Consider the following 12,166-nt stretch of genomic DNA (forward strand, 5'->3'; position numbering starts at 1 on the left):
AAAAAATCCTTTTATTCCTGTCACAGGTGGATGTCAGGGCCGCAGTATACCCTGCCCGCGTCCCCTTTACGCGCCATCGCTGTCTGCAAGTGAACGGTGTCACATCTTCTCAATGCCGGGTTGCTGTTTTTTCAACCGACTCCTATACCTCTGTAAATTAAGCTTTAACCGCAAGGGAGCGTGCTATGGATAATGTGTTGACCCGTGAACAGCGACTTAACCAGCTTCGTCAGCGACATGCCGCACCGGTACTGATTGTCGGCGGCGGTATTAATGGCATCAGTACCTTTCGGGAACTGGCTTTACAGGGCATACCGGCCATTCTGATTGAAAAAGGCGACTGGTGTCAGGCAGCAAGCGGTGCGCTGTCACGCATGATCCACGGCGGATTACGCTACCTGGAGACCGGCGAATTTGCGCTGGTGAAAGAATCGGTGATGGAACGCGATCGCCTGCTGAAAAACGCCGCGCACTATGTGTTCCCCCTGCGGACCACGGTGCCTGTCGATAATCTCAGTGGCGGGCTGGTCAATGCGACGCGGCGCTTTCTGCGGCTGAGTGATAAACCCACGCGGCGCGGCGCAATGCTGATTAAAACCGGCCTCAGCCTTTACGATCTCTATACCCGCCAGTATGGCACCATGCCGCGCCATCAGGTGCGTAATGAAGCGGCCACGCGCGATCGCTGGCCAGGTTTTGCCCCGTGGGTGAAATACAGTGCCAGCTATTACGATGCGTGGATCAGCGCACCGGAGCGGCTGGGCTTCGAACTCATTGAGGACGCAGAGCGCGCCTGCCCGACAGCGCTGGCACTCAACTATCTGCAGCTGGTCAGCGCTGACGGCGAAACGGTCACGCTGCAGGATGTCCTGAGCGGCGAGCACTTTACCCTGCAGCCGCACGTGCTGGTGAATGCCGGAGGCGCGTGGATCGATCAGCTTAATCAGCGGCTGCACGCGAATGCCGGTGGACCCCGGCTGATTGGCGGCACCAAAGGCTCACATCTGATTCTTGACCATCCGGAGCTGCTGCAGATGCTGGCGGGTGAAATGGTCTATTTCGAAAATGAAGAGGGCCGCGTCTGCATTATGTTCCCGTGGTTTGGGAAAGTGCTGGTGGGCTCAACCGATATTCGCGTGGACGACCCTGACAGCGTGGTGTGCGAAGAGGAGGAAAAAGCCTACATCCTTGCCTCGCTGCGCTTTGTGTTTCCGGACATCGTGGTGCCGGACGCCGCGGTGGTTTACACCTTTTGCGGCGTGCGGCCGTTGCCGGCCAGCGACGCCACGGTCAACGGCCAGATCTCCCGCAACCACTCGCTGGTGCTGCTGCCACCGGATGCCACCCGCGCCTGGAGTACGTTGTGTCTGGTCGGTGGCAAATGGACCACCTTCCGCCGCTTTGGCGAGGAAGCGGCCGATCGCGTGCTGCGCCTGCTGGGCGAAAAACGTCAGGTCTCCACTACCGATCTGCCCATCGGCGGCGGCCGGGATTTTCCCCCGGCTTCCGGCCAGAGCGCGTGGCTCAGCCAGCTGGCCCGGCAATATGACGTGCCGCTGCCGCGCGTCACGCAACTGGTCAAACGCTATGGCAGTCGCGCCCTGCCGCTGCTGGCACGCATTCAGCAACAGGGAGAGCAGCCGCTGCGCCAGCATGCCGACTACAGCGCGCTGGAGCTGCATTATCTGATTGAACATGAACAGGTGTGCCAGCTGGAGGATCTTCTTGTACGACGCACCGGGCTGGCCATCTGCGGCGAGCTCACCCCCGCGCTGATGCAGGAGATCTCGCTGCTGCTAGCCAGCACGCTGGGCTGGAACGAAAATCAGCGCGTGCAGAATCTGCAGCGCACCTGCGCCAGCCTGGCGCGCCTGCACGGTCTCACCGGCCTCTATCCCACAGTTGTTCAGGAGGAAATCCGCCATGTCAGTAACCAGTAAGGTGCGGATGAATCGTCTGTTCCGCGACGGCAAATGCCTGGATGTCGCCATCGATCACGGCATCGCCAACGAACCCGATTTTCTGCTGGGGCTGGAGAATATTGCGCACGTTATGCAGAGCCTGATTGCCGCCCGGCCGGACGCGATACAGGTCAATTACGGTCAGGCCGATCTGCTGCAGCAGTGTCCGGCGCGCAAACCCGCGCTGGTGATGCGCACCGACGTAGGCAACGCCTATAACGCGTCCCGCCACCGTGAAATGTGGGCAGTGCTGCACAATCCGGACGAACCCATTCTCGCCGCGCTGCAGATGGACGCCGCCGCGGTGGTGGTGAACCTCTATCTGATTCCGGATGAACCCGGCATTTTGCGCATGTGCATCGAGAATATCGGCCGGTTACGGCAGGCGTGTGAACGTTACGCGATGCCGCTGATGGTCGAGCCGCTGGTGATGGCCCCTGCCGGTCAGGGGGCGGCCTATGGTTCGCTGGGCGATGTGGAGAAAATGGTGCCGCTGGTCAGGCTGGCGCGGGAACTGGGTGCAGACATCATCAAAGCGGACCCGACCGATAACACAGATGACTTTCACCGCGTGGTTGAAGCCGCGCGCTGCCCGACGCTGGTGCGCGGCGGCGGCAAAGGAGAGATCGGCGCCGTGCTGGCTAAAAGCGCGGCGCTGATGGCCCAGGGTGCCAGTGGCATGGTGTACGGGCGCAATGTGTATCAGCACGAGAATCCGTCGCGCGTGGTTAAGGCACTGATGGCAATCATCCATCAGGGTGCCAGCGGCGCGCAGGCGCTGGATATTTACCAGCAGGGTTAAGCCTCACCTGCCTCAGTGCGCAGGCGGTACGCCGTCTTCGCCGCGTAAACGGAGTCGGATATGAGCCAGCTTCTGGGCATTGATGCCGGCAATACCATGATTAAAGCGGTGCTGTTCGATCTGCGTGGCCGCGTGCAGGCCGTGGCAGAGTGCGCCGGTGAAACACAGCAGTCGCAGCCCGGTTATGCCGATCGCCGCATTGACGATATCTGGCAGGGAGTCTGCCAGGCCGTGCGCGGTTGTCTGCAGCAGGCAGGCAGCGACGGCCGGGATATTATTGCCGTAGGCGCGGCCGGGCACGGCAACGGACTGTATGTCCTGGACAGGCAGCAGCAACCGCTGTGCGGCATCCAGTCTATCGATCAGCGCGCAATCGCCACCGCACAGGCGCTCATCGACAGCGGTGCCGCCGCATCAATTCATCAGCTCTCGCTGCAGCAACCCTGGCCGGCGGCAACGCCGGTGCTGATCCGCTGGATCCGCGATAATCAGCCCGATCTCTGGGCGCAGGCGGGCCATCTGCTGTGCGCCAAAGACGTTATCGTGCACTTTCTGAGTGGCGTCATCGGCACCGACTACTCCGATGCCGCCGGTGCCGGGCTGATTGACTACCGCCTGCGCAGCTACAGTGAGACGTTACTGGCGCTGTACGGCATTGCCGATGCGCTGCCGCGTTTGCCGGCGCTGCGCGAATCCTGCGCTGTCGCCGGCCGGGTGACGGCGCAGGCCGCACGGCTGACCGGGCTGCCCGCCGGCATTCCGGTGGTTGCCGGACTGTTTGATGTGATCGCCAGCGCGGTGGGATCGGGCGTCGTCAACTGTGGTGAGGCATCTATCGTGGCCGGCACCTGGAGCATTAATCAGGTGGTGGTGGAGAAACCGCACTATCTGCGACCGGTCTTCATGAATGCCATTGTGGAAAACGATCGTTATATGGCGATTGAAGCCAGCGCCACTTCCGCTGCCAATCTTGACTGGTTTCTGCGTGAATTTGACGACGGCCGCAGCGGGCAAGGCGCGGGGCGCAGCAGCGACAGCGTGGCCCTCGTGCAGCCCAATCCCCAACTGCCGCTGTATCACCCTTACCTCTATGCCGGACGCAAAGCCGAGCCGGCGAAAGCCGGCTTTTATGGGCTCGGTGGCTGGCACACGCGCGCCGATATGCTGTTTGCGCTGTTTGAAGGCGTCACCTTTGCTCATCGCGCGCACATTGACCGCCTGCGGGCCGCGGGCCTTGCCTTTCGGCAGGCGAATCTCTCTGGCGGCGCGACGCGCAGCAGCGTCTGGCCGCAGATGTTTGCCGATGTGCTGAATATTCCGATTCGCGTCGCCGGCTGCAAAGAGACCGGTGCGCTGGGGGCCGCGCTGTGTGCCGGTGTCGGGGCGGGCGTCTGGCCCAATCTGACCACAGCCGTACAGCATGCCGTGCCGCTCAGCGCCGCAGCCCTGCAACCCCGTCCGGATCGCGTGGCGTTTCATGACGCCCGCTATCGCCGTTTTAAAAAGCTGGAGCTGGCCATGCGCGATATCTGGAGCGAAGCCGGTTGATAAGCCAGCGTCAGCATGACAAGCGCGCGCCGCTGATGTACACTTGAACGATAAATTTGTTCAAATGAACAGAAGCGAGAGGCGTTTATGACCCTGACATCATCTGCACCCCGTGCGCAGCGCGCGCGCGTTTTTGACCCTTCACTGATTCCGCGCAGTACCCGCTCCTTCATGGATCAGATGGGGTTACCCAAAAACCGCCTGAAGGCGCATAAACTGATTACGGAAGGGATTGATGTCGGCATCGTGGAGCGCGCGGCCAGCGTACTGCAGGCCTCACCCATCGACATCGCGCAGATGGTCTCGATTGACCGTAACACCTACCGCCGTCGGGAAAAAGCCGGTACGCACCTGTCAGTGGAACAGGGTGCGCGCATTTATCAGGTATTCGAAGTGCTGGATGCCGCAATTAACCTGTTTTCCGGTGATGCGCAGGCGGCAATGCAGTGGATGAATCAGCCCGCCCTGGCGCTGGATGATGTGCAGCCCCTCAGCATGCTCAGCACCCCGGCCGGCTGTGACGCCGTATTAACGCTGATTGGCCGGCTGGAACAGGGCGTGATCGTCTGATGGCACGCCGGAAGGAGTCCGCCGAACCCGGCCGGGTGTTTTATCGCCTGGTCAAAGAGACCTGGGCCAGTCAGGCCTTCAGCGGCGCCGGGGCAGAAAAATGGGGTGGCCGCTGGAACCCGCCAGGGACCAAAGCGGTTTACCTCAGCAGCTCCCGGGCGCTGGCCACGCTGGAACTGGTGGTGCATGCCGGTAAGGCTTTGCTGCAGCAGAGCCGCTTTGTGATTTTTAGCGTATTTGTTCCCGAAAGCGAAATCATCGCCCTGGACAGCAGCAAACTTCCCGCAGGCTGGGAAAAGTATCAGCAGCAGGAAGAGACGCAGGCCATCGGCGCGGCCTTCCTGAACCTTGAAAACAACTTCCCGCTACTCATGACCGTGCCCAGCATCCTGACCGGTGAGGATAACGCCCTGCTCAACCCTGACCACCCCGCCGCTGCCGCCATTCTCGCGCAGGCCACCCCGGCACCTTTCGCCATCGACCACCGCATCAAAGAAGATAACCCGGGCTAAATCTGCTCCCGTTCGCGGCGCGCTGGCGTGGTCTGCGGCTTTCCGGTGGCAGCCGGTTTCCGGCCCTTGCCCGCTCAGCAGACCATCACCTGAGCGGGAAATCACGCTGGCAGCCGGTTATCTCCGGTGCGGTTGCCTAACGACACTGGCTGCTGCAGTTTTGTACGCACATTTGCCCCAGCGAACCGCAGCCCGCATCGCCGTTGTTTTTGCACTGCGACTGCTGCACATAACAGTTCTGCTGACAGGCAGAAAGATCGCATTTCGACGCTGCCGGCGTGAACTGCGGCAGCTGTGTGCGCTGTGCCGGCTGCCATTGCGGCTGTGCCGCCGTGCCCAGGCTGCACAGCATCAGTAACGCTATTGTCCACTTCATGATCTGTTCCTCTTTCGGGTATGTAGTGAGTATGACTGCTGGCGTGCGGTTTGCCACGCTGAAACCATTGATTCGCGCAATGCGCCGTCACGGTGCAGCGCGCTGCGCTGGTGCGGTGCAGAGGGGGTGAGCATCATCCGCATAACTCTATGATTATAAAAACATATCACCACAATCACCGTTATTTTGCTTCTGGTACAAAAGTTGCAATAACCGACAGGTACAGAAAAGGAGACGGCGATGAAAGCGATTGTAATCGGAGCGGGTATAGGCGGCATGACGGCCGCCATTGCGCTGGAGCAGGTGGGCATTGATACCGCGGTATTTGAAGCAGTGAAAGAGATGAAGCCGGTCGGTGCCGCGATTTCGGTGTGGCCCAACGGCGTAAAATGCCTGAATGCGCTCGGCATGAAGGCGCAGCTGCGCGCGCTGAGCGGCAACATGGCTTATATGGCATATCACGATGCGCACAGCGGCACGCCGCTCACCCGCTTCAGCCTGCTGCCGCTGGTGCAGCAGGTCGGCGAATATCCCTCTCCGGTCGCGCGCGCGGAGCTGCAGGCCATGCTGATTGATACCTATGGCCGCCCGCGTATCCGTTTTGGCAAACGCGTGACGCACGTTGAACAGCACGCCCGCGGCGTCACCGCCTGGTTTGATGACGGCACGCAGGAATCAGGTGATTTCCTCGTGGCCGCCGATGGCACCCATTCAGTTTTGCGCGCCTGGGTCACCGGGGAAAAGCGTGAGCGACGCTATGCCGGTTACGTTAACTGGAACGGGCTGGTCACCCTTGATGAAAGCATCGCACCCGCCGATCAGTGGACCACCTTTGTCGGCGAAGGCAAACGGGTGTCACTGATGCCGGTCAGCGGCCAGCGCTTTTACTATTTCTTTGATGTGCCGCTGCCCAAAGGGCTGGCGCAGGATCGCGCCTCGGCTAAACAGGATTTGAAAAGCTATTTTCGCGACTGGGCCGCGCCGGTACAGCGCCTGATTGAGAGCCTGGATGCCAGCACCATCAACCGCGTTGAAATTCACGATATTGAACCCTTCAGCCGCTTTGTGCGCGGACGCGTGGCGCTGCTGGGCGATGCGGCGCACAGCACTACCCCGGACATTGGTCAGGGCGGCTGCGCCGCCATGGAGGATGCCGTGGTGCTGGCACAGACGCTGGCCACGCACTCGCTGGGAATCGAAGACGCGCTGCTGCGCTATCAGGCGCGCCGCGTTGAACGCACGCGCGATCTGGTGCTGAAGGCGCGTAAGCGCTGCGATGTCACGCATGCCAGGGACGCCGCCGTGACGGCCGCCTGGTATGCGGATTTACGCAATGAAACCGGCGAGCGGGTGCTGGCCGGCATGTGTGACACCATTGAAGGCGGGCCGCTGGGCTGAGAGCCCGCCCCGCCAGGCGGTCAGTCAGGCGTCGGTGAGGCCGCGGTTTTTCAGCATCGGGCCGATATCCGGCGCCCTGCCGCGCCACGTCAGCCACAGATTTTGCAGATCGCTGCTGTTACCGCGTGACAGAATCTGCTCACGGAACTGCTGGCCATTCTCGCGCGTCAGGCCACCGCGCTCAATAAAGGCCTGGAAGCCATCATCCGCCAGCATTTGCGTCCAGATATACGCGTAATAACCCGCGGCGTATCCGCCACCCCAGATATGCCGGAAGTAGCTGGAACGGTAGCGCGGCGGTACGCTTTCCAGTGCAAGGTTCTCTGCTGCCAGCGCCTGTTGCTCAAAGTGCGCCACGTCCTGTAAACGATCGTGCGGCGTCAGCGAGTGCCACTGCAGGTCCAGCAGCGCCGCCGCCAGCAGTTCCGTCATGTCATAACCTTTATTGAACTGCGCGGCGCGCACCATTTTTTCCCGCAGTGCTGCGGGCATCGGCTCCCCGGTCTGATAATGCCGTGCGTAATGCGTGAATACCGCCTCGTGGCTGGCCCAGTGCTCATTAAGCTGCGACGGAAACTCAACAAAATCGCGCGGCGTGGCCGTACCCGAGAGCCCGGCATAGCGCTGAGTGGCAAACAGACCGTGCAGCGTATGACCAAATTCATGGAACAGCGTGATCACTTCATCCCAGCTCAGCAAGGCGGGCTGGCCCGGCTGGGGTTTCGTGTAATTGCAGACGTTGTAAATCACCGGCTTCGTCTCAAGCAGCGTGGACTGATCGACAAAATTGCTCATCCACGCTCCGCCGCTTTTGTTATCACGCTTGAAGAAATCGGTGTAGAACAGCGCCAGCGGGGTGTCGTCGGCGTCAAAAATTTCATAGACGCCGACGTCCGGATGGTAGACCGGCAGGTCGTGACGCTGAACAAAGCGGATGCCAAACAGCTGGCTGGCCGTCCGGAATACGCCCTTCTCCAGCACGTTATTCAGTTCAAAATAGGGGCGGATCAGATTTTCATCCAGGGCGTAACGCGCTTTGCGTACTTCCGCGGCGTAGAAATTCCAGTCCCAGGCCCGCAGCGGGAAACGGTGTTGCTGCTGATCGATCACCTGCTGAATATCGGCGGCTTCGCGTTCCGCCCGCTGACGTGCGGCCGGCACGATATTGCGCATAAAGCCAAAGGCGGCCTCAGGCGTTTTCGCCATTTGATCCTGCAGGCTCCATTCGGCATAGCTGGTAAACCCCAGCAGTGCCGCCTGCTCAGCACGCAACTGCGCCATACGCGCCACGATCGCCCGGGTGTCATTGTCATCGCCCTGCTCGCTGCGCGTCAGCGCCTGATGAAATAACGCTTCACGCGTAGCCCGCACCGCCAGCGACTGCAGCGCAGGCTGCTGCGTGGTGTTTTGCAACGGAATCAGCCACTGATCGCGCAGTCCACGCGCTTCGGCGGCCGCTCTGGCGTGCGCCAGCGCCTCTTCGCTCAGCCCCTCCAGCGCCGCGGCACTGCTGACTACATAGGCTCCGGCCTGGGTGGCGGCGAGCAGCTTATTACCAAAGCGCGTGCCAAGGCTGGCCAGCTCCTGATTGCAGGCGCGCAGCCGGGTTTTCTCTTCCTCGCTCAGGCTGGCACCGGCCAGCTGAAAAGCCTGCCAGGTCACCTCCACCAGCCGCATGGCTTCCGCATCCGGACACTGTGAACCGCGCTGCTGGTAGACGCTGTCCAGTCGGGCAAACAGCTGACTGTTCAGATGAATTTCGTCATTCAGCGCCGCGAGTTTCGGCGTAATGATCTCCTCAATTTCCTGCAGCCGCGCGCTGGTATTGGCCGAGGTCATGGCGTTAAAAACGTGACTGACACGCGTAAGCAGCTGGCCGCTGCGCTCCAGCGCCTCATAAGTATTGGCGAAGGTGGCCGGTTCAGGATTGCGGGCAATAGCGGCCACCTCCTGACGCTTCTCCTCAATCCCGGCTTCCAGCGCGGGCAGGTAATCCTCCTCCCCAATCTGGTCAAACGGCGGAGCCTGATACGGCAGCGGACTGACGGTGAAAAACGGATTAACACGTGAATGCATTTTCGCTCCTGATGATCGGCAGCGCCGCGCAGAGAGGCGGCGGAGTGCTTTTATCCTGGCAGCTTCACCGGCTGGCAACAACTCCCGCTGTGCGGCGATGAAGTCTGCTGCCACACCGGTTTGCCGTTAACCCAGGTCTGATAAATGTTGCGATCGTCACCCAGCGTCATCAGCACAAACAGCTGCTCCCAGATATCGTTGCAGTTCGCATTGCGCAGCGTCTGCAGCGGCGAGACGGCCGGGTCGAGCACCACAAAATCGGCCTCTTTACCGGGCATAAAATTCCCGATGTGATCGTCCAGATCCAGCGCATGCGCGCCGCCGAGCGTGGCGTGATAAAACGCCTCAGCGGCGCTGAGCCGGTACTGCTGCAGCTGGGCCACTTTGTAAGCCTCGCCCAGCGTCTGCAGCAGATTGAAGGTCGTGCCGGCGCCAACATCGGTGCCGATACCGATACGCACCCTCTGCCGCCAGCTGCGCTGCAGGTTGAACAAGCCGCTGCCGAGGAACAGATTAGAGGTTGGACAAAAGGCAATCGAGGAGTCGGTGTCATGCAGACATTGCCACTCTGCGTCTTCCAGATGCAGGCAGTGGGCAAAGACGCTGCGACGGCCGGTCAGCTGATAATGATGATAAACATCCAGATAGCCTTCATGCTGCGGGAACAGCTGTTTGACCCACGCCACCTCATCCGGGTTTTCACTCAGATGCGTGTGCACCCAGGTGTCCGGAAACTCCTCATGCAGCTGGCGGACCTGCTCCAGCAGCGCCGGTGACGAGGTGGGCGCAAAGCGCGGCGTCAGCGCATAGCCGAGCCGGCCGCGCCCGTGCCAGCGGGTAATCAGCTCGCGCGTTTGCTGGTAACTTTGCTGCGGCGATTCGAGCAGGTAATCCGGCGCGTTGCGATCCATCATCACTTTGCCCGCAATCAGGCGCATCGCCAGCTGCCCGGCGGCGGTGAACAACGCCTCCACCGATTGCGGATGGACGGTGCCAAACACCAGGGCAGTGGTGGTGCCGTTTGCAAGCAGCTGTTGCAGGAAGAACGCCGACATCTGCGCGGCATGTTCAGCGCAATGGTACTGGCCTTCCACCGGAAAAGTGTACTGATTCAGCCACTGCAGCAGTTGTTCGCCCCAGGCACCAATCATTTCTGTCTGCGGATAGTGAATATGCGTATCCACAAAGCCCGGTACAATCAGCTTGCCGCGCAGATCGATCATCTCACCGGCCTGGCTGTGCTGTTCCGTCCAGGCTTCCAGACTGACAATGTTGCCGGCGCGCAGCGTCAGTACGCCATCCTGCAGATAGCGCGCCCGCGACGCCACCTCCTCCGGCTGCTGTGCCAGCCCGGTAAAATCAAAAAAGCTGGCGCGCAGATGTGTCAGCGATGCGTCAGACATAATGCTCCTTAAATGTGTCGCGATCGGATTTCAGACTGTTCTGCAAAGCTTGTGCCAGCACACAGTTAGAAATATAGCCTTTAAATTCATAAAGTTAATACCACGCACCCCGATTGCGCACTTATCGCGCAGGCAACCGGTTGCGTTGGCTGGCAATCGGTTGCGATTTAACAAGCGGCCACGGTGCGCCGTTTTGCAGCCGGAAGCTGGCCCCGGGATGGTGCAGTGCCGCCCTTCAATGGTGCAGTAAAAACCGGGTGCCGCGCCGCGCCGCAATTCACGAGCAGCGCGCCGGGGTTAGTGCTAAGGTGTGACGCAGAGCACCTGAAATCATATAAGGAACAGTGAGATGATTATTTTTGTTACCGGCGCCACTGCCGGTTTTGGTCAAAGTATCACCCGCCGCTTTATTGCTACAGGTCACAAGGTGATTGCTACCGGCCGACGGGCGGAACGGCTTCAGGCGCTGAAAGAGGAGCTGGGCGACAATCTCTATACCCTGCAGCTGGACGTGCGCAACCGCGCCGCCATTGAAGAGGCCATTGCCGCGCTGCCGGCTGAATGGCGCGATATTGACGTGCTGGTCAATAACGCCGGCCTGGCGCTGGGGGTTGAGCCTGCGCACAAAGCCAGCGTCGAAGACTGGGAAAACATGATCGATACCAATAACAAGGGCCTGGTGTATATGACGCGCGCCGTGCTGCCGGCGATGGTAGCGCGCAATACCGGCCATATCGTCAATATCGGTTCGATTGCCGGAACCTGGCCCTATGCCGGTGGCAATGTCTACGGTGCCACCAAAGCCTTTGTGCGCCAGTTCAGCCTTAACCTGCGCACCGATCTGCACGGCACCGCGCTGCGCGTGACGGACATTGAGCCTGGCCTGGTCGGCGGCACGGAATTTTCCAACGTGCGTTTTAAAGGCGATGACGGCCGTGCCGATGCGGTGTATGAAGGTACCACGGCGCTGACGGCAGAGGATGTTACTGAAGCGGTGTACTGGGTGACGACGCTGCCTGCCCACGTCAACATCAATACGCTGGAGATGATGCCGGTGAGTCAGACCACTGCCGGTCTGAAAGTCCACAAAGGTTAAGTCATTTCTGGCGGCGTCTCTCTCCTGCAGGGAGACGCCCGCGCCGGTTTGCTCAGGCTTTGCCCCAGCCCGCCACCATGATTAACATGCCACAGAAGGCCACCAGCGCCCCGGTCCAGTCCCATACGTTCAGCCTGACACCCTCCACCACGCGCAGCCAGATCAGCGCGGTCAGCACATAAACACCGCCGTACGCCGCATACACCCGTCCGCTGGCTGCCGGGTGCAGCGTCAGCAACCAGACAAACAGCGCCAGGCTGGCCGCCGCCGGCAGCAGCAGCCACGCGCTCATGCCCTTTTTCAGCCATAGCCACGGCAGAAAACAACCGGTGATTTCGGCCAGGGCCGTGAGAAAAAACAGGATGGCGGTCTTCACCAGCATAAAAAACTCTCTGTTACGTAAACAAGCGGCTCACCGCTGGTG

The 12,166-nt window shown here is 60.7% G+C and carries 11 protein-coding genes; 7 read left to right on the forward strand and 4 right to left on the reverse strand.

From position 1 onward, the window contains the following. Positions 1-185: 185 nt before the first annotated feature. The 5 genes from D8B20_RS08550 (at position 186) to D8B20_RS08570 (ending at position 5,393) form a co-directional block, all read left to right on the forward strand. Entirely contained in the window at positions 186-1,940 is a 1,755-nt protein-coding gene (locus tag D8B20_RS08550; protein WP_145888468.1) for a glycerol-3-phosphate dehydrogenase/oxidase, read from the forward strand. Then, complete coding sequence (locus D8B20_RS08555) at positions 1,924-2,763, forward strand: class I fructose-bisphosphate aldolase (RefSeq protein ID WP_145888469.1); 840 nt, start codon at positions 1,924-1,926, stop codon at positions 2,761-2,763. Before D8B20_RS08550 ends, D8B20_RS08555 begins: the two co-directional genes overlap by 17 nt. Positions 2,764-2,823: 60 nt before the next feature. Beyond that, positions 2,824-4,311: an FGGY-family carbohydrate kinase gene (locus D8B20_RS08560; RefSeq protein WP_145888470.1), complete on the forward strand. Its 1,488-nt coding sequence runs from the start codon at positions 2,824-2,826 to the stop codon at positions 4,309-4,311. Between the two features lie 87 nt (positions 4,312-4,398). After that, positions 4,399-4,881: an Xre family toxin-antitoxin system antitoxin gene (locus tag D8B20_RS08565; RefSeq protein WP_145888471.1), complete on the forward strand. Its 483-nt coding sequence runs from the start codon at positions 4,399-4,401 to the stop codon at positions 4,879-4,881. Continuing rightward, on the forward strand, positions 4,881-5,393 hold the full coding sequence (locus tag D8B20_RS08570; RefSeq protein ID WP_145888472.1) for an RES family NAD+ phosphorylase: 513 nt from the start codon (positions 4,881-4,883) through the stop codon (positions 5,391-5,393). The genes D8B20_RS08565 and D8B20_RS08570 overlap by 1 nt, the downstream gene beginning before the upstream one ends. A gap of 136 nt (positions 5,394-5,529) precedes the next feature. On the opposite strand, the gene D8B20_RS08575 is transcribed toward D8B20_RS08570, so the two are convergent. Then, positions 5,530-5,769 (reverse strand): hypothetical protein, encoded by a 240-nt coding sequence (locus tag D8B20_RS08575; protein ID WP_145888473.1) that lies wholly within the window; start codon positions 5,767-5,769, stop codon positions 5,530-5,532. A gap of 240 nt (positions 5,770-6,009) precedes the next feature. Here D8B20_RS08575 and hpxO point away from each other — a divergent pair, with 240 nt between their 5' ends. Then, positions 6,010-7,167, forward strand: coding sequence for an FAD-dependent urate hydroxylase HpxO (gene hpxO / locus D8B20_RS08580; RefSeq protein WP_145888474.1), 1,158 nt, complete (start codon positions 6,010-6,012; stop codon positions 7,165-7,167). A 24-nt stretch (positions 7,168-7,191) separates the two neighbouring features. Here hpxO and dcp read toward each other — a convergent pair whose 3' ends face one another. Further along, entirely contained in the window at positions 7,192-9,243 is a 2,052-nt protein-coding gene (gene dcp, locus D8B20_RS08585) for a peptidyl-dipeptidase Dcp (RefSeq protein WP_145888475.1), read from the reverse strand. 50 nt (positions 9,244-9,293) lie between these two features. Beyond that, positions 9,294-10,646, reverse strand: a complete 1,353-nt coding sequence (guaD, locus tag D8B20_RS08590) for a guanine deaminase (RefSeq protein WP_145888476.1) — start codon at positions 10,644-10,646, stop codon at positions 9,294-9,296. Positions 10,647-10,995: 349 nt separating this feature from the next. On the opposite strand from guaD, the gene ydfG reads away from it, so the two are divergent. Continuing rightward, the gene (ydfG, locus tag D8B20_RS08595) at positions 10,996-11,742 is read left to right on the forward strand and encodes a bifunctional NADP-dependent 3-hydroxy acid dehydrogenase/3-hydroxypropionate dehydrogenase YdfG (protein ID WP_145888477.1); all 747 of its coding nucleotides are present in this window, start codon (positions 10,996-10,998) and stop codon (positions 11,740-11,742) included. Between the two features lie 52 nt (positions 11,743-11,794). Here the strand turns inward: ydfG and D8B20_RS08600 are convergent, their stop codons facing one another. Then, on the reverse strand, positions 11,795-12,124 hold the full coding sequence (locus D8B20_RS08600) for a YnfA family protein (protein ID WP_186454415.1): 330 nt from the start codon (positions 12,122-12,124) through the stop codon (positions 11,795-11,797). Positions 12,125-12,166: the final 42 nt, after the last annotated feature.

Origin of the sequence: Candidatus Pantoea soli (assembly GCF_007833795.1) — a bacterium.
GTDB lineage: Bacteria > Pseudomonadota > Gammaproteobacteria > Enterobacterales > Enterobacteriaceae > Pantoea > Pantoea soli.